The sequence below is a fragment of the Tissierella simiarum genome (assembly GCF_018917865.1).
Taxonomy (GTDB): domain Bacteria; phylum Bacillota; class Clostridia; order Tissierellales; family Tissierellaceae; genus Tissierella_C; species Tissierella_C simiarum.
Map to the genome: position 1 here is coordinate 46,529 of NZ_JAHLPM010000019.1, position 25,946 is coordinate 72,474.

Genomic DNA, 25,946 nt, shown 5'->3' on the forward strand with positions numbered 1-25,946 from the left:
TTATTTCTAGTAAGCATTATGATATGTTAAGTGAAACCTTATTTAACTTATTTGAATTATAGCTTTAATTAGATAAACAAGTAATAGTTGAAGAATGATAGGTAAAAGGGGGACTGATGGATGATTACAATTGAAGAATATATCTTGAAAATGAAAAAAAGAGATAAGTTGGACGAGTTTAATTTTACAAATCACACTGATAATATGGCTAAAGTTATAAAGTATGTAATGGACTATTTTAATGATTATCTAGATCCAGAAACTTATAATTATGAACAAATAAAAATTGATCAGAAAGCGTTAAAAATAGAGCAAGATATAGAGAAAGAATATCCGAATAGCAAAGATTTCATAGTGGATTACTATAGAAGGTATATATCCCGAATAGATAAAACCTTGTGGAAATTCATGGAAGAAGAAAAATATATAGATTTATTTTATTGTAAAACAGACTATGAGATTGTTATAGATAAATTTTGTACAAGTAGTAAGATGAAAGGAACGGGAATTGAACAATATAGAGATAATCTTATAGTGTTAGCCCAGGAATTGAAAGAAAGTAGTGTTGAGAAGCCAACGATTTCAGAATACCGACACTTAGACAATTTTATTGTAAAATGGCTCAAGGATACATATAAAGAGTATAAGGTAAATTTGTATAACTTTGCATATGGCCATACAGATACTTATTATGAAACATATGTTGAGCATATTTATGATAGAGATTATAAAAGATCCTATTATATTAACAAATATAACCACAGATATAATGAAAACCCTTTTGATATAGAAGAAGTTTATACAGAAAATATTGATAGACCTTTTATTAATGGGAGAAAAGGTGAATTAGAGATATTATGTATGTATATATGGCTGTTTGATCAAGTAAAAGACCAAGATTATTGGCCTGAATATATTAATCTTAATATATCTACGGGGAGAATAAAGCTTGTAAAAAGTATTAATGTGTTAGAACCTATAAAATATATGGATATTCAATTTCCGGTGGATATAAAGAGTGCTAAGGTTTATATGGAAACTACTGATGGTTTATTGAGATATAGGCCAGAGAATAAATATATATTAAGGCTTAACTATAAAAAAGATAACGATTTGTTTTGGAAAGATTTAAATGAGCTAATGTTAGTTATAAATAATCTGAAAGAAACATTTTCAAAATATGGAGTGCCAGAGGTATTAGAATTACAACCTCCTCTACGCTCCTTTTCATATAATGAGGAGGAATTCTTTGAGAAATATGGAATTCTAGAAAAAAATTTGAAGAAGTATTCAAAGTTAAAAATTACACTTATCAATGGTCAACATAGAACTAGTAAAAAACAAGCATATCTTATACGGAATGTAGATGATATCGTTAAAATAAAGAATATATCAAACGAAATGAAATTCATTTTGAAATTTACTATAGATATTTCAAATCTTATGAAAGAGAAAAATTTTTCAAGAGATTATAAAGAGGAATTCATTAAGCTAACTGAAGTCCGTAACTCTATTATTGGCATACATATTTCCAGTATTCCTAATAGTTATAGTATTTCTAAAGTTAAGTATTCTGAGGATGCATCATATCTTAGTAAGTATAATTATCCAAGAAACTCTGATTTGTTTAATTGTATAATAGGACTATTAAACGACAACCAGAAAAGATATTTTGTACCTAAAGAAATTAAAAATGCTTATGAGTTGGAAGAGTTAGTTGATACTCTTTTAAGGGGAGGATTTTTATTCTATAGTCAGGAGGATGAATGATGTACTATACGGATAACAATATGGAACAAGAAAGAGAGAAATTATTTAATGAAGTATGGGAAGAGCCTCTAACAACTGTAGCAAAGCGTTATGGTGTTTCTGATAATGGACTAAGGAAAAGATGTATCAAACTCCAAATTCCATTACCTCCTAATGGTTATTGGGCAAAACTTAAAGCAGGAAAAACGGTACCTGAAAAGCCTTCTCTTTTACCTTTAGTAAACGATAGGATTTTAGGAAAATATAGAAACCTAGAACAGTTATTAAATATCGAAACTTTAGATAAAATTAATGAATCTTTTAATGATAACAAAGATATAGATATGTCGCAATTTTTAAAGCCTGATGTTAGAGAAAAACTTGATAATTGGATTAAGAGCATATGTGTCAAAAAAAGTAATTATAATAAAAACAATCCATTAATAATTGAATATCAAAATGAAATGAAGTATAGGAAAGCAAGGGATGATGAACATCAATTTAGGGATATATTTAGATATTCATACTCAATTTCAATAATATCATCTAGGAACAAAATAGAGTATAGAGAAAACAAACCAGTATTAGATATATGTGTTTCTCAGCATCATATAGAGAGAGCGCTAGCAATTGTAGCGGTATTAATTGAATTAGTTGAGGAGTTAGGTGGAAGAGTTTATGTGCAGCAAGAAAATAAAGATAACACAATAATTAAATTATATGATCATTCATTCTCGTTTAAATTAAGAGAGATTATGCAGAAAAGACGTTCACTTTTATCAACAGATCAAAACAACTATAGTGCATTTAGACCTTTATATGAAAAAATCCCAAGTGGAATTTTTGAAATTGAGATAAGTGACATAGATAACTACTGGAATAAAAGTACTACTATGAATTCATGTAAATTTGAAGATACGAATAACCACTTATTAGAAAATCAGTTCAGCTCTATTTTGAATTTCCTCATGAAAGAAGCAATTAGATTAGAAATACAAAAGATTGAAATAGAAAAGTTAAATGAAGAAAAGATGATTGAAGAGAGAAATATTCGTGAAATGGAGAAACGAAGAATTAACAGGAAGAAAGTTTTTGATAATATAGAGACTCAAATGGAAAAATGGAATAAGTCAAAAGAATTATTATTATTTGCTGATGAATTGGAAGGAGTCATTCTAGACTTTAGTGATGATTTATCAAGAAAACTTATCAGTGATTATGCTAGTCTAGTTCGCAAAAAAGCTGAGAGTATTAATCCAATAGAAGATATTATTAATGAAGTAAAAGGTATTCTAGATGAGAATGAATGATAGATCAGGTGGACCTAAGGGGGTTCACTTTTACGCAAAATCCCATATTTCTGTGTATTCGCATTTTGTGATATCGTAATGCATTTTTATTTTTATATTATGTTGGACTGATTTTATAATCGTTTACTGAGCTATTTCATGTTGTTTGATTTTAAAATAGGTTAATTAAAACATCAATACTTAAAAGGTTTGACCGATAAAACATAAATATGTCTTATCGGTTTTTGTATAATTATGTCTAGATATTGAATTTAACTTGTAAGATTACAAATATTGATATAAAATTAGAATAATATGGTAGATATTACCTATTGATAAATGTTGCTATGGCTAATATGAGACATTAATGAGGTTATCATTTTAATCAATTTAATAAATTTAATAAATATTTTATTAACTAGAAGAAAGTATAAGATAAGGTGGAATGAATTGATATGGATGAAAAACAAAAGATTTTAAATTACTGGTATAATCTAGAGTTTTTTTCACCATTCTGGCCAGAAAGAACAAAAGATACACTATATATTAATAAACCAAACAATAAACTACCTTGGATTATAAAGGACGATCCTAGATATATTTATGATATCTATTTAGGTAAAATCAAATCGCAAGATTTGATTGAGGACATGCTAAACTCTATTGGTGAAAAAGATGATGCTATAGAAAAAGATAATTCTCAATCATGTGTATGCGCATTTAAGTTAAGATCGGATGGAACATACGTTGGGGATTCCTTTTCGGTATCTACTTTTGTGTGGGCAATTGCAAAAATAATTGCAGAGAAAAATCTTAGAACAGATTTTGATATGGTAGAAATTGATAAGTTGAACAGTGAAATAAATGATATCCTGCTATCTATAAATAATAAACTTGAATATAAAGATCTGGAAGAGATTTATACGATAGTTATAGATAAAATATCGCTTAAGATAAATAGTATTTTTAATGCAGTCATAAATAAAAAATATGCTAAAAAGGAAAATGGTGAAAGGAAAACGATAAGAAAAAATCAAAATGTTGGGGAAGATGAAGAAAATGATATTGATACTAGTACTGACATGCTATCAAGCTTTTATGTTTCAGATATTGATATGATTAGACATAAGATTCAAAGCGGAGATAGTATTATCAAATATATCGAAGCATTAAAAGTGCCAACGACAAATCGTATTGAAATAGATACTGATGTTTCTCAAATGAAAAAATGGTTATCACCAGAAAAATATCCATTAGGGAAATGGCCCTCCATTTATAACCCTAGTCTGATGCAGCAAATTGCAATTAATATAGGTATATCAGACAATGAGCAATTCGACAATATTTTTTCAGTAAATGGGCCCCCAGGTACAGGGAAAACTACTCTCTTAAAAGAAATAATAGCTTCGTATGTTGTAGAAAGGGCAATACTGCTAAGTAATTATCAAAATCCAGATGATGCTTTTGAACAGTGCCAGTTTGATTCTCCAGAGAATGAATACCTAAAGTGCTATTATCAACCAGCATCTGAGCTTAATATGTATGGGATTATTGTGGCATCTAATAATAATGCAGCAGTCGAAAATATATCTAAAGAGCTGCCTATTGCAAAAGATGTGAAAAAAAGCAATACAAAATTGTTTAATATAGACGAAAATAAAGAAAATTATTTTTATGATATAGCCAAGACGCTTATGGGCAATGACGAAGAATGTTGGGGGCTAATCTCCGCACGCCTTGGTAAAAAATCAAATATTAATGAATTGAAGCAAGCTCTTTGGTTTAATAAAGATGGTGTTAATTTACAGCAACTATATAAGGAGGAATTACCTGATTGGGAGCAAGCTAAGGATAAATTTAGGAACAAGTACCAAGAAGTATTGAAATACCGCATACTGATACAGGAAGCTATTGAAAACACAAATAGACATAATCTAGTTACTCAAGAATATGAGAATGCTCAAGATGAGATGAGTACTTCAAAAGATCAAATGATTGAAAAGCAAAATTTGTTCAATCAAGCAGTTAAGGAACAGGAAAGTTTAAAATATAAAATTGAAGTATTAGAAAAAAATGCGGTACTTCTTAACAGCAGGATTAGTCTATTTAAAAGGATATTTTCCTTCCTTTTCAGGAAAGATCCTATTATCCTGCAACTTAAGCATACGAATCAGGAGATAGACACTGTTACAATTAAACTCACAGAACATAATGTGCAATTAAACCATTTACAAATGTTAATTAATGCTGCGACGGTTAACTATGAAAAGGCACAAAGATATTTTGAAGAAAAAGAAAAAGCTTTTTTAAACAGCTGTGCGCAAATACAAAAGTATAAAGAACAATTTGGTAAGAACTTTGCTGATGAAGAGTTCTGGATAGATATACAAAAAAATGAGAGATCTCAAATAGCATCTCCTTGGACGAATAAAGATTACGACACGCTCAGAGAAGAATTATTTTACTATGGATTAATGCTACATAAAGCATTTATTTTAAATTCAAAAAGTGTAAAGCAAAATATGAATTGTCTTGTTAATATGTGGAATGGTAGCTTTTCTGAGAAGGATAAGAGAGTAGGCTATACACATCTTATAAATACGCTATTTCTGATTGTACCAGTAATATCAACCACTTTTGCTTCAGTTTCTACGTTTTTAAAATATGTAGATAAAAACGGATTGGGAACTCTGATCATTGATGAAGCAGGACAGGCTACTCCGTATTCTGCATTGGGTGCTTTATGGCGAACTTGCAAGGCTATTATTGTTGGAGATCCATTACAGGTAGAACCGGTTGTAACCGTACCTAGAGAACTTTCAAAAAAATTTGCTGAAGAGTTCGAAATAGAAGCTTCGTATAGGGGACAAGAGCTTTCCGTTCAAATATTAGCCGATAGTATCAATCCATATGGAGGATATCGTGAGTATTCGAATGGAAAGATGTGGCTTGGATGTCCACTCGTAATACATAGAAGATGCCTAGACCCTATGTTTTCAATTTCCAACGAAATAGCATACAATAACAGAATGTTCAAAAAATCTGCAGACCCCGAAGCAGATGTGTTACTTTTATTGAAAAGATCTATATGGATAGATATAAAAGGTAAAGAAAATGGCAACAAAGATCACTTTGTACCAGCTCAAGGAGACAAGACTATTGAAATGGTACTTAGTGCATTTAAGTTGCAAAATGGATTTCCTAATCTTTATATTATAAGTCCGTTTAAGACGGTTGCAAATAATATAAAAAGCTTACTAAAAAAGTCACTTCATAAACATTATCCGAATTATGATCGAAATGATATTGATGAATGGGTAGATAAGTCTTGTGGAACTGTACATACATTTCAGGGAAAAGAGGCAAATGAGGTAATAATCATTCTTGGTTGCGATGAAAAAAGCGGTGAAGGTGCTGCACAATGGGCTGGGAAAAACCCCAATATACTTAATGTTGCTATGACTAGGGCGAAGTATCGGGTTGCAATTATTGGTGATGCCCATTTATGGAGAAAAGTTCCTAATTTTGATTTTGCATATAGAACATTGCATGAAGTCTAGGAGTATAAATGCATTTTATAATATAGGGATGATAAAAAATACCCGATGTGATGCTAAAATTAAAGAGTGATTTAGAATACAAAGGTTGGTGATTATAATGGCTAAGCCAATAACTGGAGCAAGAGAGTCTAATGCAGGAGACGACTTTCATTTAGTATGGGCAGCGAAAAAAGCATTGGCATTACTTGAACCGAATACAAATTTTAAAGCCCTATGCGTAGAAGGGCCGAGTCCACTAGACGCAAAGGATTTTGAAGTAGATAGTAATGAGTTGCTGTCTATTGATATTGCTGAGTATTATGGAGCAAAGACATTTGAGAAAGCTTCCAAAGTAATTTTTTCACAACTAAAGTATAGTACAAGAATGGGAAATGAAGACTGGACTTTAGCCAAGCTCTGTACACCTGGAAACAAAAAGAAAGATAATTCAATTATTCGTAGACTTGCTCAAACATATAATGGATTTAATAAAAGGTATTCTAATTTAGAATCTAAACTTGTTCTGAAATTAGTAAGTAATAGAAAGATAGAAATTCCATTAAAAGAATTGCTTAATATGTGTAAGAAAATAATTGTTAAAAAGAACATAACACAGTATTCAAATTTAAAAGCTGCACTTAACTCTCAAGATGATAAAAGTATGTTAAAGAAGCTTTATGATGAAACACATCTTGCATCAAGAGAGTTTATTGGATTTTTAATATGCTTAAATTTTGATGATTGTGGTACTGCGATAAGAGAGATTCAAAGATCAGAAGTAATACAAAAACTGGGGTTATGGGGTGAAACCGATTTAAAATCTGACTATAACGACTTAATTATGTTTATTAATAAACAAATGACACCAGAAGCGGAAAATGCAGAACCAATCGACAAGTTTGTTATTGCTAATATTTTTTCACAAACTCCAACTTCAATGTTTCCAGCTAAGCCACAGATAGTACATACAAAGGATTATGTGGAAAGAGGTATTATAGAAGAAATTGTAGAGAATATCATTAATCGCAGGGAACAATATTTGTGTTTGCATGCTACGGGAGGAATGGGAAAAACAACTGTAATTGATCACTTAGAAGATAAATTGCCTGAGGGTTCGGTTGTTCTTACATATGACTGTTTTGGTGGAGGTGAATATTTAAATCCAGCTACACCTCGTCATTTATATAAACGTGCAATACCTCAACTTTGTAATGATTTAGCGTTAAGATGCTCTACTCCGTTTTTATTAGGGCGGGGGTTGGATAAAAGTGAACTATTAGAACAATTTTCTATTAGAATCAATGAAGCTGTAAAGGCTATTAAGGAATATAGTCCAAATGCGGTTTTAGTAATTGTTTTAGATGCTATAGATAATAGCTATGAAGCTTCAACGATGAATAAAGAAGAAGTTTTTGCAGAAGATCTTCTAAAAATAAAAATACCTGAAAGTGTAGTGTTCTTGGTAACTGCTCGAACAGAAAGATTAGACCGCATGAAATTACCAAATAAGACTATTCTATTGAAATTAGAGGGTTTTAATACGGAAGAAGAAAAACAATATGTAAGAAAATTTTTTCCTGATGCTACGGATAGTCAATGTGAGGAAATCCGTTATTTATCATACGGAAATCCACGAGTACAGTTTTATATGTTTTCAAAAGCAAATCACGATATTAATAATGTCATAGAATGGATGAAGCCAAATGGCAAAATGCTTGATGAAATATTTAAGGATGCCTTAAATAGAGCCAATAATTTATTTGAAAACGAATTTATGAATTTTAGTAAACTATGTAGCATTCTTGTATTAATGCCTAGACCAATTCCTATTGAACTTGTGCTAAGCGTTTCGGGTTATTCAAGAGAAATGCTTGAAAGTGCTTGTTCAGATTTCCTTTTAGGAATTTATCTTAGTGATGATTATATCTCATTTCGGGATGAGGATTTTGAAATCTATTTAAGAACTGTTTCAAAAGAAGATAGCCAAACAGAAACCAGAATTGCTGATTTTATGTTTAGAAATAGATTAATAAATGATTATTGTATGAGATACCTACATGTTTTTTTATCAAAAACAGGTCAATTTGAAGTTCTAGTGTCAATTATTTTCGATAAAGAGGAAGTACTTGTTCCTATTACTCAGGATGAAAAAAATGAACTAATGCTTGAACGGATTAAGTGTGCCGCTAAGATGCAAGAAGCATTAAAACCCGAATATCGAGTTGATACATTGAAATTACTATATATTTCTACTAAGTGTAAGATTACTGATTCAACATTTAAGGAGCTAATTAGGCAAGATCTCAATCTAACCAGCAAATATTGTATGCAAAGTACTGTTAGCAGATATTTCATTGAAGTAGAGCGGAATCTATCTAGCATAAGTACACTTTCGGAAAATGCTGCTGCTTTAATATTGAATAATAATAATAAAGAATTAGCTAATGAATATTTTGAATCAGCATTAGTTGCTATTAAAAGATACTTTGACAGAAACAAGGAAGAAAGAAAATTTAATTTTAATGGACCCAAAGGAAAAGATATTTCATATTTAGCTACTTTTATTGCCATTGAAAGATCGCCTGAAGCTGCAGTTAACTGGCTTTCATCATGGTCACCATATCCAGTTCATGAATATTATGATATGATTTGTAGTTTACTTATAGCTAAATATGATGATCTTGCAGAGAAAATAATGTTCCATTCTAATAATATTGATATGTTTGCATCATGTATTTTAGCATATATCGATTGCCTTAGAACGATTCCAGAAGCTGCATGGAATCTAGTAGATATACTAATTGATGAAATGGGTAAGAAAAAATATAAAACTCATAAAAGAGATCTCAAGTATAGGATTTGCTTAGCAGAACAATTGATTTGCAGAAGAATGCTAGAGCAAGCTCAAAAAATAGTAAGTAATACAGAAATTAACCAAGACTATTCCTATATCTCATTTTATGCTTCAAACGGCGATCTTCCAATAGAATATTGTATTCAATTTTATGCATTGAAAAAGTTTTTTAAAGGTGAAGCGTATAGTTCTGAAGAGTTTTGGAATCCGAAATCTAGAAGATATGAAAACACTGATGATCGAAAAATTCAAGAAGAAAAAAATGAGCAGAAAAAAATTCTGGATTATATTGTACCTCCCTTTATTATTCGACTAAAAGCTATGGCTGAAGATACTAACTCAGAATGTTTATTGAAACTATTTAGAGATGAATACAATACCTGCAAAAGGTTGCAGTATTCGTTTTATGGGAATCATAATTCATATGAGTATTATCGTTGCATATGTACAAATATATGTGAATTATTTATTGTTCCTGGGAAAATAGATAAGCTAATAATAAAAGAACACTGTTACAAATTACTAAAAGACAAATATTTGAATAATAAATTCTATTTTTTATTGGTGAGAATGCTTTTAAAAAGCAGACAATATATAGATATTGCTATAACAATACTCAATGAACTAGAGAAGAATATGCTAAGATTTCCTCAATCATCATATGAAATGAGAGAGTTTTATTTAGAATGTTCAAAAATTTCTACTGTAATTGATGAAGAGCTAGGGAAAGAGTATTTCATAAAAGCAGTGGAAATTGCAACTGGAATTGATGAAGATGCATATCGTAGGTTTGTTTTATATTATGCTACTGTCGAGGATAAGCTGAAATTAGATGATTCTGAGCGGCTTGAATATGATTTGGCAAGAATAATAGAGGATAGGTATAGAAGACTAAATGATAATAATCATTTCCCCACAGAAAAAGCTTTTCAAACATTAGCATATATGAATCCATATGGAGCAATTGCTTCTGCATGCAGGTGGGATGATAGGGATGACGAGAATATATTTAGTTTTGATCAAACAATGCCTAATATTATTTTTGTGCTTTTGAAAAATGATTTGATATCGCCTGGCTTAGCAGTAGCATTAAGTAATATTGATATAAAATATGAAACAAATTATTCTAATATTATTAAAATAGTTCTTCAAAAACTTGAATCTAAAGACAAGGAGGAGGCTAAAGGTGTATTAGAAGTTTTATGCTATGATATTTCTAAACTTTCAAGCGGATTCACAGATTATAATATCGTTTCAATGATTATTCAGTGGTGTGAAAATAATGCGCTGGATAAATTATCTTGTATTCAAAAGCTAAAAAATACATATGAATACATAAACAAGTTACCAAGCGATATTTTTAATGAAGAAAAATATAGTAAGTATCAAAGTGAAAAATATATATCATGGAATAGCGTTGACAAAAAAACTATTGAATTTACAGAAGATAATTTAAATGGTTTAATGGAAAAAATAAATTATGAAGATACAGTTCATTTAATTACATATTTTCTCGATAATTGTAATTATACTGACCGTGAAAAGTATATAAACACATTTGTTAGTTTACTTTATTCAGGAAAAAGTAGATGGGATAGAAAAGAGCATTTTGATATTTTCATTCATTATCTAAACCAATGGTCAGAAACTAGTCCTAAAATACGTCAATGGCGTACCGATGAAACCAACGTAGATAAAGTTATTTCTTGGTATAAAGAAAAAAGTGATTATTTCAAAGAGGAAAACATTGTTTACTTTAAAAAAATTTTTACTGTAAATCAAGAAGTAATAATAAAAAAGTTGTTAGATGATATTTCTTCGTACTTAGAAAGTGATTCGTGGCAGATATTTTCATATATGGAGACAATTTTGCCTTTAGAGGATAATAGAAATAAAGCCACTTTTTTGGAATGGTGCATTAATGAAGAGATTCCATATGTACATACAGAATCAAGTGATAAAGAGTATGATAGTGACAATACTGTTGGATCTGACTTAATTCAATCAATAGCATTATATTTATGGAAACTATTGGGACATGTTGAAAAAAGAAATAGATGGTATGCAACTCATACAATCTATAATTTACACAAATTGGGCGAATATGAAGTGATTTATAACCTATTAAATATGGTTACTACTTCATTCCCGAATAGTTATAAAGATGAAAACGCGTATGTATTTAGTGAAACATCTGTAGTACAATTGTTTATTGCAATCAATCGTATTGTTGCAGATAGTACGGATGCGTTAATGGGGTATTATGAATTCTTTAAAAGAATTGCATTAACTTCAGACACAATTAATATATTGACTCGAGAACTTGCAAAGGAAATAGCTATTAAGTTGGATGTACAGAAAGATGCAAATTTAAAGAAATGCTGTGATGTTGTAGTATCTAAAAGAATTAAGTACGACCAGAAACACCGGCATTATAAGCATCAGAATATTAAGTATGAATTTGATTTTGACGAAATGGATATGCTACCTCATGTTTATAATTGGTTAGGGGATATTTTCTTGAAATCAGAATCGGAAGTCGCTTTATCATGCCAGCCTTATATTAAAAAATTTGGAATAAACGATAAAATAGTAAATGAATGGGAGGAAAAATTTAGAAAATCAAAATATCGCAATGGAACATATGGTTTGGATACCCCCATTGAACTTATTGACAAGTACGCACAACTCAATGCTATGTATTATGTAGCTGATGAATACCGTAAAACGTTACCTATATCAGATGAAGAATACTCAATTTATACTTTTGAACGATGGGTGCGTTCTCATTTGACATGCTTTGATGAAAAATGGATTTCGGATATAAAAGATATGCCTCCACTAATACCTCAATTTTTAGATACTACACTACATATTGACAAGGATGACAAAGCTTATGTAATAAGTGATGACTACTTCAATAACATCTTTAAATTTAATTATAATGGTAAGGAACAATTGATTTTACATGCCTCAAATAGAATTGAATCTGACCATAGGGTAAAACGCGTTAATATCTCAACTGGTTTCATTGAGAAAGAAAATCTAGAAAAGTTAAAGACAAGCCTGAAAGAAGTAAATTTTCGAATAGGAGATTATTATTTAGATGATAATGATGAATTTGAAGATGAATCCTATAATAGCTTCATACAAGAAACAATCGCTTGGATAGATACTAATGATTCTAGTTGTGAAAAGTTTGATCCTTATAATTGTGAAATGGGATTAAGTTTATTGAAGCCATCAAAAATAATAGAAAATTATATTGGAACAAATGATGTAAATCCTGTTGTATATTGCACTAATGAAATGTTTAGATGCCCTGTAAAATCACAGTATTGGCATTATGCAAACAATGAGGGGCAAATGTATAATTTTAGTTGTAATGGTGATATGATTTTTATAGAAAAAGAAATTCTAGAAAACTATATTAAATCACAGTCAACAATTTTACTAGTAATGCAGATAAAAATTGAGTTTGAAGATGGATATTATAGACACTTATCCTCAAAATATAAAAGTAATGAAAGAAGTATCGTATATATTTTTAATAACGAATTAATAGAGAGCTATGAAATTAAGCTTAAGAATTATTGGGACCGATAAAGTATCCAAAATAAAACATAGGTTGTAAATATTATAAATATGAATCAAAGGGGTTAAATTATGGGCAATAATGATTATTTGAGTGAAGAAGAACAGTTTAAGGAAATTCTTAATAATGAAGAAATAAGTAGAATAAAAGATCCAGAGCTTAGAAATATTCGGTTCAAATATTGGAATTTATTACATCAAACTTTTTTAGATGAGCAAAGAATACCAGACAGTATGCTCGGGAAAGAATTTGACAAAATTAAAGCTGAAGAGAAAAAAGAGCTTGATGAGTATAGACAACGAAGTAACAAAGACTAAAAAACATCTTTAACGTTGGATCAAAATGTAAGAAACTATAGAAGTTCTCATTATCTAATTTGACTGTGGAAACAATTTATAGTGAAGTTGGAAATTTGAAATCAGATACCTCGGAGACATATGAGCGTGATTAAATTACATTATTTGAAGATTGAGTTGTAAAGTTAAATATGCTACCAGAGAACTTTTCATTTGAAATTTTCTTTGGTAGCATATATTATAGAGTGATATATGAATCATTTATAGAGAATCGGTTAAATAAGAATTTACATTGCAGATATTAGCGACAATGGGATGTGAGAAAAATTAATTGCTGAGTTAATTACATTAAGGATATTATATCGGAGTTATTTATTGATATAGAACTGGGTATTTGTCAAGGTTTTATAAGGAGGGTATGGATGAGAGTATTCTGTAAATATAATATAGAACTAGATATTTTTTTAAAAAATGTTGTAGAGTATACACTTGATATCTATAGTAAGAAGCTTACACTTGATGCTTTGCAAGAAATAGAATTAGTCGATATAAAAGAAATTTCATATAATACCGATGGAAGAACTTGTGATGAAGGTAAAAAAATACTTGTAACTTCAAGGCTTTATGATAAGCTGCCAACTTATAGAATAGAAGAACTTAAGGATAATGTTGATTTCATTATGATTGTGAGTACAATGTTCCACGAGATGGGGCATGTTATGGATTTGACATCTATGCCAAATTTATACGCAGCAGCAGAGAATATGAATGACGGTAAAGCGATGGTAACATCAGTATTTTGGTTAGAGTACTTAGCTGAAAAAAGGAGTAGTCTGGAAGGCTTGGTAAATCATAGTGATTATTGTGATGATTTTGCAAGTAGAAAATGGAAATCATATAAATTTGATATGGAAAATGCTTCTGAGAGCAATTTTTATTTCTTAAACAAAGCACTCTCATATTTTATGGCACGTACTATTGAAATATCAGAACGTAATCGATATGTAGATAAAATGATTAATCCATTATTAAAGAACTATGTGATAGATATTGGAAAAGAGATAATAAATCTTGAGAGCCAAATGCCGTTTGATGATATCTTAATATTAGATGGTTTATATGATATTATGAATACATATTATAACAAATTTAAAGGTAAATTTATGCCAAAATCAAGTAAGAGAATTGGGCTATGGTTTTAATAAAAATATATGTTATTGGCATTGCAGATTATATGTCAAATAATACTTTGAATTGTAAATAACAAAGCCTTCAAATAAATAGTATTTGAGGGTTTTGTTGCTTACAATTTTGGTACGAAAAGTATCGGATGTATTAGCAGAATTAGATATAGAAATATTGAGAAATTTGTGGAAGAAGTTGAATAAATTTATAAAGATATCCTTCCACCAAGGGGGTACTAGATATTTACGACATCATTATTGTCACCTCAAGGCACGTTGAAGTGGTGACTTTATTAACTAGATAATATCAAGGGTTCAAGGTTGTTATAAGTTAGTGATTATTGAATTTGTCCACCCAGTATTTATACAATTTTAGTTGGTAGACAAATTTGTATTTATAAATTTTTCAAAGAGTTTAATATATTAGAATACATTTTGTTTTTAATTGTTACATTTATCTTAGGTGTTTTATCATATTGTTTTTGGAATAAAGGATTGGAAAATCATCAATTAGCAAACTAAGTAGGCAATGAAATTCTAAAAATATTATATACAGAGATTAAATCTTGATTATAGGTAAGGAATATAAACTATTAAAAGTTTAAAGTTTGAAACTAAGACTTTAGAACTTCAAATTTTAGTAATTGATTTATGTTAAATATGTAGGAACAAATATTTAAGAATTTCTGTAAATATATTATTCTTTTGTAGAGTGTTATTTTATGGAATAATGAGAATAAAATATCACAACACTAAATAAACGTAAGTAAGCAGTTATATCTATGTAATATAATATTAACAATAATAAAGATGAAAGAAGGGGTTAATATTGGAAAAGTATATTGCACTTTTACGAGGTATAAACGTAGGAGGTAAGAATAAAATATCTATGGCAGATTTAAAAATTGCTTTTGAAGAAATTGGATTTTTAGATGTCAGGACTTATATTAATAGTGGAAATGTTATTTTCTCTAGTGATATTAAAGATGAAAGTGAATTGATAAGAAGAAGTGAATCCGTAATAGTAAATACATTTAAGTTAAATATTCCTGTTACAGTTATATCAGCAAAGAATTTATCAGATATTTTAAAAAATTCACCAGATTGGTGGGATACAGATAATAAAGAAATATATGACAATGCAATTTTCGTAATTCCTCCTACTAGTGTAGAAAAGGTATTTGCAGAAGTTGGTGATGCAAAACCAGAATATGAAAAGATTGATAATTATGGAAATGTAATTTTTTGGTCTGCTTCTTTGAAGGAGTTTTCGAAAACAAGATGGTCAAAAATTGCTAGTTCATCAGTAAATAATAATGTTACAATTAGAAATGCAAATACTACAAAAAAACTTTTGAAACTTGCAGAAGAATAAAGAGTTAAAATAAAAAGTTAATATATAAAAAGAAGTTCATTGGGAAAGTAGGATAAATTTAAAAAGTTTAGCTCCTTTTTATAAGTTAAATTGTAATGAGTAAAGCCTTCAAGAAAATTATTTGAGAATGTTGTTGTTTATAATTTTTAAGAATGTAAAAGATAATAAGATACAACTAGACTAATTAAGGGAGTTATAATAATAAAAATAGGATATTTTTTCATAAATGAATTATATATTAAGGGAGCAATATCAACCTACGACATCTTTATTGTCACCTCAAGGCACGTTGAAACCGTAACACTGCTTGTGAAGTAGGGGATAGCTTTGCTGTCCCAATCTGAAGAAGTGATGTACATTCCTTGAAAATAGGGTAAAATATAGATAACATTGGATAAAATGAGAAGAATTTAGAATAAGATTAAATTTATAAGAACAATAAACAGAAATTTGTATGTGGGAGGAGAGAGAATTATTTATAAAGAGAAAACAAATATAAGATATAATTCAATTATATTTGCTATAATAATTGGTATAATTTTGGGATTAATAGCAAAGCTTGTAGATACACCAGAAATGCTGGTGGTATTGCCTATACTTGATGATATATTCGGACGGTTTAGTATATGGATTTTTGTAGCAACACTATTAGCCGTTTTTTCAAATACACCTATGTATGCAGCAGTGAGAGTATTCAGCTTTTTTATCTCAATGCTCCTAACATATTATGTATATACTATTCTATTTCTTGGATTCTTTCCTAAATCACAAATAATTTTATGGGGTAGTATATCATTAATATCGCCTTTTTGTGCATTTGTCATATGGTATTCACACCAAAATAAACGAATTGCGAATATACTTGCAGCTTTACCAATTGTAGCACTTATTACGGAATGGTATATAACAGGAAGTGAAAATATATTACTGCTCATGACTTATGTATGTATGATAATATGCCTATTAATATGCGTTCCCAAAGAGGGAAGGAGGCGTCTACCCATTATACTAATTACAGCAGTAATGACTTTGTTTTTTATAAAAACAGGATTAATGCATTTTATATATGGAGAATTATTAAATATATAAATCCAGTTTATTAGACTGCTAAATTCCAATTTATATTTATAAAATATATAGTTGGTTTTCCTTATTATTAATATAGTAAAACAAATACACTAAGATATAAGAATCCTAGTGCATTTGTTTTATATAGCTCTAAAACCAAATACAGAAAATAAAATGGGCTAAGCCTTAGGTCAACTTAAGCGACCTATAGACTTAGTCTTTTTTATGCTTAAAAGCAAAAAGAAAGGATGAGAACAAGGACTGAGTAAAATGTCAAAATTATTTATGTATGATAGAATAACTCATGATGTGGGTGTCTAATTTACAACCAAGGAGAAGTGGCATAATCATCAACAACTATAAACAAATCAGCAGAGAATGCTATGGCATATATCAAATAGCAAAAACCATATGGATAGGAAAAGAAAGTATTGAGATCAATGAGATGGCTGATGTGGATTTAATTTATGACAAGGTCTTTAAAGCATTTATCAATTCAGTATTAATTGCAAGATATGTTATAGATATATTTTTAATTACTAAATAGAATGGAAGGATAGAACTTGAACATTACAATAAAAAGATCAGATAGAGAAAATGAAAGAGCGATGTTATTAAAGATGAAAGATTACTAGAATCTGCCTTGAATTCACCTTTCTAAACTTTTGATGGAGAGTATATCTATAAAATAATTCAGTCTAAAGCAGTGATGGCAAGAAGGAATAATAGGGTAAAATATAGATGACATTGGATATAGCAAATAATTGTAAGGTAGAAATGATAAAAGCAGAGTTAGAAAGATGGAATAATAGTTTGATAGGTTTGTAGAAGGTTTATATAATGTATATAAGTATATGAGTATGAAAGAAAGATTATAAATAAGAAGATGAAATGGATGATTAAATTAATAGATATAGATGAAAGAAATTGGATAGATGTTCTCTTTATGACAACCAATGAAAATGGTATGCCCACTTTATGCGAAGAATTCGTTGCTTCTAATGCTTTGTCAATAGTTCAATCCTTTTATGAGAAAACTTGGACAATTAAGGCAATAGAAAATGAAGATAAATTGATAGGGTTTGCAATGTATGGTTTTTGCAAGGAAAAGAACTTTTATGAATTATGTAGAATAATGATTGATAGGAAATATCAAGGACATGGTTATGGGACTAAGGCAATTGAAATTGTATTAAGGGAAATGAAAAAGATAAATAGATGCAAAGAAGTGTTTCTTTCCACTGATCCAGAAAATGAATATGGGAAACATATTTATCGAAAAATAGGTTTTAAAGATACGGGTGAATTGGTGGATGGTGAAGAATTGTTTAGATTTGAATTTTAACATAAAATTTACCTGTAGATATGTCATATAATTCAACAAATCGGAATTTGTGATGGAGGTATGAAATGGTTGAGATAAACTTGTATGATTATATCATAGATAATGGTAAATTAATCTTTGTCGATATTATAGCTAAATATAGAGGACAATGGGTATTGTGTAAGAGAGAAAACAGAGATACATGGGAATGCCCTGGTGGTCACATAGATAAAGGAGAAACATCGTTGCTTATATCATAATTATCTACTTTTTAGAAATGTACTTCGCCGCTAAGGGGGTACTAGGCTCAACCGCATCTTTTTTGTCTCCTCAAGGCACGTGGAGACTTTTTGTCTTTTAAAGAAAATAGCAAATAGATATATCAACTTTCATATATAAGAGAATCAAGAAGAAACGAGGTTGAATATGAAGATAAAAGAACAAGTGTATTGTATAAATGGGTTGAACTATATGATTCGATCGGCAGTGGAAACGGATGCAAAAGACTTGTCGTCACTCAGAGTGCAGATCGACGGGGAAACTGAGTATTTAGACAGAGAGCAAGGAGAAGCATTTATTGATGAAGAGGGATTTAAACAATTGATTGCTGCGGATACTGAAAATGCCCGAAAATTGTTCCTAGTTGCATCAGTTGATGGAAATCTGGTTGGATTTTGCAGATGTGAAGGGAGCGTATTAAAACGTTTTTCACATAAAGTTGAATTCGGAGTATGCGTATTGAGAGATTACTGGGGGTATCAAATCGGAAAAAAGTTATTGGAAAGCTCTATATCTTGGGCGGATATGAATGGAATAAAAAAGATTGGGCTTAATGTTTTAGAAACGAATAAAAAAGTAATTAAGATATATGAAGAATTTGGATTTAAAGTTGAGGGAGTTTTACGAAGAGACAAAATTCTCTCGGATGGAAAGTATTACAATACAATTGTTATGGGACGGATAATAGAATAAAGAAATGTTAATTTTTGAAAATGTACAGGTCCGCTAGGGCAATCAGGTTTAAAAGGTTTTGGATTGAAAAACTTGATTTATTCTTAAAGTATCGTAGATTATATACATATAAATTCATTAAACAGATGTCTTTAAATAAATCTGCTAGTCCTTATGCCGAATATTTAGCCTGGATGAGAGAAGAAATTATTGACCATAAGCCATTTATTAAAATTGATTATCAAAGATTATTAGAAAGTTTATAGTATCTATAAGTATTATTAGGATAATATAAAATATTGCACATATAAAAAACACAATAATGAAAACTATAAATGTATTAGGATATCAATATCTTAATACATTTATTTTTTATACAAATCAAAACTTTAATATAGAAAATGAAGAGGCAAAGTTTAGGTCTAAAGTACACTCTGTCAAGTAGACAGTAAAAATAAATAAAATACCGTAAGCAGCGTGAATTCTATGTTCAAGTGGGCTCATGCTGTTTAATCTTTTTTGTAATCTTTTATTATTATAAAAAAAGGGAAAACACAGGGGATTAACGTCCCTTGTGTTTCTTCTTGCGTTTTTCCTGTCGTAATTGAAACTGGCGTTCTTTCTCCGCTTCACGTTGTTCACGAGAACGAGACTTTCGTTCCAATTTCCCTTGTTCTTGCTGAAGCTTCAATGCTTGCTGTGCTTTTGTTCCAATTCCAGTATTTTGTAATTGCTTGTTGATCTCCCGTTGGATCCTCTTGGGGTTAATACGCTTTTTAGCAAGCATTGATGCTCCGAGAGATGGACTAAACCGTAGCTTGTCGTAGTTTTTGAGCATGAAGTCGTAAACTTCATAATCCTTTGGTTCGGCTCCAAAGGTGATTTTGCAAACTTCATACTTGCAATCAAATTCACGCTCATAGACACCTACCCAAAAAGGCTCATCAAAAAATACAGTCAGCTTGGAAACAGTCTTACTCATAATGAAACCCTCCTTTAGTGTACTTGCAAAGAACGGACAACCAAGGAGGCAGGTTACTGACAGCTTTCACTGCATCCGGACTACCAACCGGAACTGTGTTTTTATCTTTGCATCTTTATTTTAACTCTTTACTTACTTAAGGTCAACTGAGATGTTACCGTCCTTGTGTAAATTGTTGGTAGAAAATGAGCAAAATTGTAAGCAATAAAATTTTACTTGGATTGTAGAGCGGTTGATTAAATGGATAAACTGCTAATGATATATCGCTAAACGAACATATACTCAATAGAATATATATAGATTAATCCTATTTATAAGTGGGAAGAGATATAGGCTATATTCCTAAGTCCAAAAAATGGTTGACAATATTTTTTGCTTTGGTATAATGAATTAAGATGTTGAAATTGATAATCACTATCATTACCATAATATTTGTATTGTCACTGTGCACTATAGTGAAATAGAGATAATTGTTACTTAAATCACGAATAAAAATATAACATAGATATTGATTTCATCAATTCAACAATCTGCCTGCTTATATGCTTATAAAAAAACTTATATAAAAGGAGAAATGTATGAGAAAATCTAAATTTTTTAAATTAACTGTTATTATGGCAATTTTTGCTTTGATGTTGACGGCTTGCACAAAACCAAGTAATGAAACTGTTAAACCTGAAACTAATGATCAAGTAAATGAGTCTACTGAAGTTTCAACGGTTGAAATCACTGATGTTCATGGAACTGTTACTGTTCCTGTAAATCCAAAGAATGTAGTTGCTTTAGATAATAGAACTTTTGAAACTTTAGCTAATTGGGGAATTGAATTAGCAGCTGTTCCAAAGGCTGTAATGCCTGCGGATTCACCATATGTAGCTGATGAGTCAGTTCAAGATATTGGAAATCATCGTGAACCAAATCTTGAAATTATAGCAGCTGTAAACCCTGAACTTGTAATTGTTGGTCAAAGATTTGCTAGATTTTATGAAGATATAAAAGCATTAGTGCCAAATGCAGCTGTTATTGACCTTAATTTTGATGTTTCTGAGGCAGCCGATTCACCTGGAGAAAACTTAATAAATGGACTTAAGAATTCTACGATTGTTTTGGGACAAATTTTTGATAAAAATAAAGAGGCTGAACAATTGGTAGCTGATTTTGATCAAGCTATCAAAGATGCTAAGTCTGCATATAATGGAACGGATACAGTTATGAGTATTGTAGTTTCTGGTGGAGATATTGGTTTTTCAGCTCCTCGTTCTGGACGTGTTTGGGGACCAATGTATGAAATTTTTGGATGGGTTCCAGCATTAGAAGTTGGCGGTGCTTCTTCTGATCATCAAGGTGATGATATTTCTGTTGAAGCTATTGCACAAAGTAATCCTGATTGGATTTTCGTACTAGATCGTGATGCTGCAATATCTTCTACAACTGATGCAGTTCCTGCTCAGGATGTTATCGATAATTCACCTGCTCTTCAAAACACAACTGCTGTTTCTGAAGGAAAGATCGTTTATGCACCAAACGATACTTATACAAATGAATCAATACAAACTTATCTAGAGTTATTTGAAGGACTTGCAAAAGTTTTAGCTAAGTAACATAAAGGAGTATAGTATAGTGCCGAAGAATACAATGCAAAAAATGTATGGGGCTGAGAACTCTCAGTCCCAACATTATAATCAAAATAAAATATGGACAAAACCTTTTATATTAGCAATTATAGTTGTTATTATACTAGGTATTATATCACTGTTTACTGGAGTTTATGATATCTTAGGACAAGAGGATGGAATAAGTATGTTTTTCATAACTCGTGTTCCAAGAACAGTTGCACTAATGCTTACTGGAGCTGCAATGTCAATGTCAGGACTGGTAATGCAACTTATTACACAGAATCGTTTAATTGAATCTACCACAACAGGAACTATTGAATGGGCAGGTTTGGGGCTTGTTTTTGTTTACTTATTATTTCCTGCACCAACTTTAGTTCAACGAATGACTGGTGCAATATTTTTTTCTTTTGTAGGAACTATGATTTTCTTTTTGTTTTTAAGAAAAATTAAACTTCGTTCGTCTTTAATTGTCCCGATTATTGGGATGATGCTTGGAGCAGTCATTTCTGCAATTTCTACTTTTATAGGACTAGTTTTTCAAATGACTCAAACTATTGAAGCGTGGTTTGTAGGTTCTTTTGCATCGGTTCAAATTGGAAGATATGAATATTTATGGCTAATTGTTATTGTCACTTTTTTAATTTTTATCTATGCTGATAGATTGACTTTAGCTGGACTAGGGGAAGATATTGCAACGAGTCTTGGAGTAAATTATAATAGGATAGTTCTTTTGGGTACTGGTCTTATTTCGTTTGCAGTTGGAATTGTTGCGGCTGTTATTGGAAACTTGCCTTTTTTAGGCTTAATTGTACCAAATATTGTTTCAATGTATAGAGGTGATGATCTTAGGAGTAATTTGCCTTGGGTATGTGTGTTAGGAATGGGTACTATAACTGTTTGTGACATAATTTCTCGAACAATTATAATGCCTTTTGAAGTACCTGTTTCTTTAATACTTGGAACAATAGGGTCAGTTGTATTTATTGTTATTTTATTGAGACAAAGGAGGCTAAGATGAACGTATTAGAATATAGTAATAAAAGAAATATCGAAGTCGATTCTAGCCTACATAATGAAAATAGATCAGCTAGAGCCTTCCGCTCTAAGAAAGAAGAAAAACGTTATTGGATTTTCTTGATAACATTGTTTGCTTTGAGCGCTCTTTCTTCATATGGACTTTTGGTTTATAATAATCCAGTTCCAGTAGGTTCCCCTTCCTTTATTCCAGTTGTTAGAAGAAGGATGGTAGCTATTGTTGCAATGATTATTGCTGCAACTTGTCAGAGTTTGTCCACTGTTGCTTTTCAATCGATTACTAATAATAGGGTTATAACTCCTTCACTTTTAGGTTTTGAAGCACTTTATTCAACAATTCATACTAGTACAATATTTTTCTTTGGTGCTAGTACATTTATAAATTTTAGTGGTATTGGATCGTTTATATTTCAAGTTGTTGTTATGGTTTTAATGTGTTTGATACTTTATGGATGGTTACTTTCTGGAAAGTATGGAGATTTACAACTTATGCTTTTGGTTGGAGTTATTATTGGAACTGGGTTAAGGTCTTTGTCATCTTTTATGAGAAGACTTCTTACGCCCTCTGAGTTTGATATTTTACAGGCAAAATTATTTGGTTCTGTAAATAATGCAGATTCAGCATATTTTTCTGTTGCGATTCCAATTGTAATAATTGTAGCATTACTTCTCCTTGCTTATTCTAAGAAGTTAAATGTATTGTCACTTGGAAAGGACGTCTGTACTTCTTTGGGTGTTAATAATCAATTTAGTGTAATTTATACTCTTGTATTAGTTTCTGTTTTAATGTCGATTTCAACGGCTTTGGTTGGACCACTTACTTTCTATGGATTTTTAGTTGCGACTTTGAGTTATCAAGTGGCACCGACTTATGATCACAGATATATTTTTCCAATGGCTCTTGCTATAGGATTTTTGATAATAACGGGTTCATACTTTTTTATGTATCATATATTCAATGCTCAAGGTGTAGTTTCAGTTATTATCGAAATGTTTGGTGGCATAACATTTTTAATTTTAATTTTAAGGAAGGGGACTTTATGATAAAGATTGATAATGTTAAAAAGGTGTATACTGATGAGGTAAAAATAGGACCTTTGAATATTGAAATACCAAAAGCTGGTCTTACTTCTTTAATTGGACCAAATGGTGCTGGGAAGTCTACCACACTTTTAATGATTGGAAGACTTTTGGATATGGATGAAGGCCAAATTAATGTGGCAAATATGGATGTTTCTGAATCTAAATCAGAAGACTTAGCAAAAATTTTGACTATTTTGAGACAAGAAAATCATTTTATAACAAGGCTTACTGTTAGACAATTAGTTGGATTTGGGCGTTTTCCTTATTCAAAGGGAAGATTGACTAAAGAGGATGAGGCTATTATTTCTAAATATATTGATTTTTTAGGCTTGACTGATTTAGAAAATAGATATTTAGATGAGCTTTCTGGTGGTCAAAGGCAAAGAGCATATGTAGCAATGGTTTTATGCCAAGAGACTGAATATGTACTTTTGGATGAACCGCTGAACAATTTGGATGTTGCTCGTTCTGTTCAAATGATGGAGCATCTGAGGTATGCTGCTAATGAATTTGGGAGAACAATTCTGACTGTTATGCATGATATAAATTTTGCAGCAAAATATTCTGATAGAATTTGTGCTATGAAGGATGGACAAATTGCTGCTTTTGGAACAGTAGAAGAGGTTATGGACTCAGAATCTTTGACAAATATCTTTGAAACGAAAATAGAAATTATTGATGGTCCTTATGGGCCAGTAGCGATTTATTAGTTATAAAATCAAATAAAAAAAGAGGTATCTCAGTAATACGTTGATTATATTCATGACGATTATAATAATAGCTGGGAGAAGAGATGACTTTAGTAAATTGACATATACAATTGCTAGGGAAAAGAAAAATCAGATGATATAACAATTTTAGATTATGACAATTTATATGATTTTTCTAATTTACTTATTACAGCAGTTTTAGATTTCATATATGAACAGCTACATATAGGAATGTCAACAGAACAAATTGATCTTTTGATTATGGAAAGCTGTGGCTTTGGGTGGAATCCCAGCAACACTAAATATTGATGTTTCTACAATATATAATGGATTTTTTTCGGACTCATCAACAATGTTTTGTATCGGAAATGTAAGTCCTAAAGTTCTATAAACTCCAGAACTTTAGGACTATTTTTTATATCTATCTAAAAAAATTATTACAAGCAATATATATTTCTATATTCACTAGGTAATATATTTGTACTTTCCTTAAAGACTTCTGTAAATCTACTTTGGCTAGTATATCCTAGTTGTTTTGATATATCTTTTATACTCAGAGTATTATCTTTTAATAATGTTTTAGATTTTTCTATTTTATTTAATTTAATAAATTCAGAAATAGTTAGATTATTTACTTTTTTAAACTGTGTTTGTAGCTTAGTTTTCCCCATAAAGAATTTTTCACAGAGCTCCTTTTGAGATATATTTCTATCTAAATTATTTAATATATATTTATTTATGTCTTTAATTTCTTGATATTCTTTATTAGATACATATATATTTTCTTCTACTTTAGCTAAAAGAAGTGCTATGGCTTCAGTAACTTTACTTTCGTAGAAAAGTTCTGCAGAAAGTCCTATTCCTTTAAAGTTTATTATTTCTTGAAGAAGTATCATCATTTCATAGAAATCTGTATCACCTTTAAAAGTTAAAAGGGCATTTTTTAAATAGTTTTTTTCCAAACCAAATCTCTTAGTAAGTTCTTCATAATATTTGGGATAGATTTCTATTGAAATAGAATATACTGGCGTATTCTTTTTTATAAGTGCATGTATTCTATCTTTTTTCAAAGAGAGTACACCCATCCTCTATAGGTGGGAGGTGAATTTTTACTTAGCTTTAGCTAAGTTTTTTCTTTTATTAGATTGCATAAATAATAGCATTTATTGTAAAATCGTGACTACTATACTATAATATTACTATAATTTTCTAAGAAAGGAGGATTTAAATGCCCCAAAAGCCTACTAAAGAGGTTTTGTTTGGTGTTCAAAAACAACAGCTTAAACATTTGTCTAA

The 25,946-nt window shown here is 30.2% G+C and carries 19 protein-coding genes; 17 read left to right on the plus strand and 2 right to left on the minus strand.

The window, feature by feature from the left end; all coding sequences use genetic code 11:
* Window positions 1-120 precede the first annotated feature (120 nt).
* From KQI42_RS17480 to KQI42_RS17540, 13 genes are all read left to right on the plus strand, one after another.
* Window positions 121-1,770 (plus strand): hypothetical protein, encoded by a 1,650-nt coding sequence (locus tag KQI42_RS17480; protein WP_216521653.1) that lies wholly within the window; start codon window positions 121-123, stop codon window positions 1,768-1,770.
* On the plus strand, window positions 1,770-3,059 hold the full coding sequence (locus KQI42_RS17485; protein ID WP_216521654.1) for a hypothetical protein: 1,290 nt from the start codon (window positions 1,770-1,772) through the stop codon (window positions 3,057-3,059). The genes KQI42_RS17480 and KQI42_RS17485 overlap by 1 nt, the downstream gene beginning before the upstream one ends.
* Window positions 3,060-3,493: 434 nt before the next feature.
* On the plus strand, window positions 3,494-6,598 hold the full coding sequence (locus KQI42_RS17490; protein ID WP_216521655.1) for an AAA domain-containing protein: 3,105 nt from the start codon (window positions 3,494-3,496) through the stop codon (window positions 6,596-6,598).
* Window positions 6,599-6,695: 97 nt separating this feature from the next.
* On the plus strand, window positions 6,696-13,037 hold the full coding sequence (locus KQI42_RS17495) for a P-loop NTPase family protein (RefSeq protein WP_216521656.1): 6,342 nt from the start codon (window positions 6,696-6,698) through the stop codon (window positions 13,035-13,037).
* A 60-nt stretch (window positions 13,038-13,097) separates the two neighbouring features.
* The gene (locus tag KQI42_RS17500) at window positions 13,098-13,343 is read left to right on the plus strand and encodes a hypothetical protein (RefSeq protein ID WP_216521658.1); all 246 of its coding nucleotides are present in this window, start codon (window positions 13,098-13,100) and stop codon (window positions 13,341-13,343) included.
* Window positions 13,344-13,744: 401 nt separating this feature from the next.
* On the plus strand, window positions 13,745-14,524 hold the full coding sequence (locus KQI42_RS17505; RefSeq protein ID WP_216521660.1) for a hypothetical protein: 780 nt from the start codon (window positions 13,745-13,747) through the stop codon (window positions 14,522-14,524).
* A gap of 811 nt (window positions 14,525-15,335) precedes the next feature.
* Entirely contained in the window at window positions 15,336-15,881 is a 546-nt protein-coding gene (locus KQI42_RS17510; RefSeq protein ID WP_216521661.1) for a DUF1697 domain-containing protein, read from the plus strand.
* Between the two features lie 540 nt (window positions 15,882-16,421).
* A complete protein-coding gene (locus KQI42_RS17515; protein ID WP_216521662.1) occupies window positions 16,422-16,970 on the plus strand; it encodes a hypothetical protein in 549 nt (182 codons plus the stop codon).
* A 283-nt stretch (window positions 16,971-17,253) separates the two neighbouring features.
* Window positions 17,254-17,496, plus strand: coding sequence for a hypothetical protein (locus tag KQI42_RS17520; protein WP_216521663.1), 243 nt, complete (start codon window positions 17,254-17,256; stop codon window positions 17,494-17,496).
* 348 nt (window positions 17,497-17,844) lie between these two features.
* Complete coding sequence (locus KQI42_RS17525) at window positions 17,845-18,294, plus strand: GNAT family N-acetyltransferase (protein ID WP_216521665.1); 450 nt, start codon at window positions 17,845-17,847, stop codon at window positions 18,292-18,294.
* A gap of 65 nt (window positions 18,295-18,359) precedes the next feature.
* Window positions 18,360-18,533 (plus strand): NUDIX hydrolase, encoded by a 174-nt coding sequence (locus KQI42_RS17530; protein ID WP_216521666.1) that lies wholly within the window; start codon window positions 18,360-18,362, stop codon window positions 18,531-18,533.
* A 166-nt stretch (window positions 18,534-18,699) separates the two neighbouring features.
* Window positions 18,700-19,245 carry a GNAT family N-acetyltransferase gene (locus KQI42_RS17535; RefSeq protein ID WP_216521667.1) on the plus strand — a complete coding sequence of 182 codons (546 nt, stop codon included), beginning with the start codon at window positions 18,700-18,702 and terminating at the stop codon, window positions 19,243-19,245.
* Between the two features lie 20 nt (window positions 19,246-19,265).
* Window positions 19,266-19,490, plus strand: coding sequence for a hypothetical protein (locus KQI42_RS17540; protein WP_216521668.1), 225 nt, complete (start codon window positions 19,266-19,268; stop codon window positions 19,488-19,490).
* Window positions 19,491-19,786: 296 nt separating this feature from the next.
* On the opposite strand, the gene KQI42_RS17545 is transcribed toward KQI42_RS17540, so the two are convergent.
* On the minus strand, window positions 19,787-20,206 hold the full coding sequence (locus tag KQI42_RS17545; protein ID WP_216521669.1) for a YjdF family protein: 420 nt from the start codon (window positions 20,204-20,206) through the stop codon (window positions 19,787-19,789).
* Between the two features lie 578 nt (window positions 20,207-20,784).
* On the opposite strand from KQI42_RS17545, the gene KQI42_RS17550 reads away from it, so the two are divergent.
* The 4 genes from KQI42_RS17550 to KQI42_RS17565 are packed head-to-tail and all read left to right on the plus strand — an operon-like array spanning window position 20,785 to window position 24,650.
* Complete coding sequence (locus KQI42_RS17550) at window positions 20,785-21,807, plus strand: siderophore ABC transporter substrate-binding protein (RefSeq protein WP_216521671.1); 1,023 nt, start codon at window positions 20,785-20,787, stop codon at window positions 21,805-21,807.
* Window positions 21,808-21,826: 19 nt separating this feature from the next.
* Complete coding sequence (locus KQI42_RS17555; protein WP_216521672.1) at window positions 21,827-22,840, plus strand: ABC transporter permease; 1,014 nt, start codon at window positions 21,827-21,829, stop codon at window positions 22,838-22,840.
* Complete coding sequence (locus tag KQI42_RS17560) at window positions 22,837-23,901, plus strand: iron chelate uptake ABC transporter family permease subunit (RefSeq protein ID WP_216521673.1); 1,065 nt, start codon at window positions 22,837-22,839, stop codon at window positions 23,899-23,901. Before KQI42_RS17555 ends, KQI42_RS17560 begins: the two co-directional genes overlap by 4 nt.
* The gene (locus KQI42_RS17565) at window positions 23,898-24,650 is read left to right on the plus strand and encodes an iron ABC transporter ATP-binding protein (protein WP_216521674.1); all 753 of its coding nucleotides are present in this window, start codon (window positions 23,898-23,900) and stop codon (window positions 24,648-24,650) included. The genes KQI42_RS17560 and KQI42_RS17565 overlap by 4 nt, the downstream gene beginning before the upstream one ends.
* Before the next feature lie 437 nt (window positions 24,651-25,087).
* Here the strand turns inward: KQI42_RS17565 and KQI42_RS17570 are convergent, their stop codons facing one another.
* Window positions 25,088-25,720: a helix-turn-helix transcriptional regulator gene (locus KQI42_RS17570; RefSeq protein ID WP_216521675.1), complete on the minus strand. Its 633-nt coding sequence runs from the start codon at window positions 25,718-25,720 to the stop codon at window positions 25,088-25,090.
* Window positions 25,721-25,946: the final 226 nt, after the last annotated feature.

Bases quoted from the DNA above. Each gene is read 5' to 3' on its own strand.
- KQI42_RS17480 (WP_216521653.1), top strand. From the start codon at position 121: ATGATTACAATTGAAGAATATATCTTGAAAATGAAAAAAAGAGATAAG.
- KQI42_RS17485 (WP_216521654.1), top strand. From the start codon at position 1,770: ATGTACTATACGGATAACAATATGGAACAAGAAAGAGAGAAATTATTT.
- KQI42_RS17490 (WP_216521655.1), top strand. From the start codon at position 3,494: ATGGATGAAAAACAAAAGATTTTAAATTACTGGTATAATCTAGAGTTT.
- KQI42_RS17495 (WP_216521656.1), top strand. From the start codon at position 6,696: ATGGCTAAGCCAATAACTGGAGCAAGAGAGTCTAATGCAGGAGACGAC.
- KQI42_RS17500 (WP_216521658.1), top strand. From the start codon at position 13,098: ATGGGCAATAATGATTATTTGAGTGAAGAAGAACAGTTTAAGGAAATT.
- KQI42_RS17505 (WP_216521660.1), top strand. From the start codon at position 13,745: ATGAGAGTATTCTGTAAATATAATATAGAACTAGATATTTTTTTAAAA.
- KQI42_RS17520 (WP_216521663.1), top strand. From the start codon at position 17,254: ATGATGTGGGTGTCTAATTTACAACCAAGGAGAAGTGGCATAATCATC.
- KQI42_RS17525 (WP_216521665.1), top strand. From the start codon at position 17,845: ATGATTAAATTAATAGATATAGATGAAAGAAATTGGATAGATGTTCTC.
- KQI42_RS17530 (WP_216521666.1), top strand. From the start codon at position 18,360: ATGGTTGAGATAAACTTGTATGATTATATCATAGATAATGGTAAATTA.
- KQI42_RS17535 (WP_216521667.1), top strand. From the start codon at position 18,700: ATGAAGATAAAAGAACAAGTGTATTGTATAAATGGGTTGAACTATATG.
- KQI42_RS17540 (WP_216521668.1), top strand. From the start codon at position 19,266: ATGTACAGGTCCGCTAGGGCAATCAGGTTTAAAAGGTTTTGGATTGAA.
- KQI42_RS17545 (WP_216521669.1), bottom strand. From the start codon at position 20,206: ATGAGTAAGACTGTTTCCAAGCTGACTGTATTTTTTGATGAGCCTTTT.
- KQI42_RS17550 (WP_216521671.1), top strand. From the start codon at position 20,785: ATGAGAAAATCTAAATTTTTTAAATTAACTGTTATTATGGCAATTTTT.
- KQI42_RS17560 (WP_216521673.1), top strand. From the start codon at position 22,837: ATGAACGTATTAGAATATAGTAATAAAAGAAATATCGAAGTCGATTCT.
- KQI42_RS17565 (WP_216521674.1), top strand. From the start codon at position 23,898: ATGATAAAGATTGATAATGTTAAAAAGGTGTATACTGATGAGGTAAAA.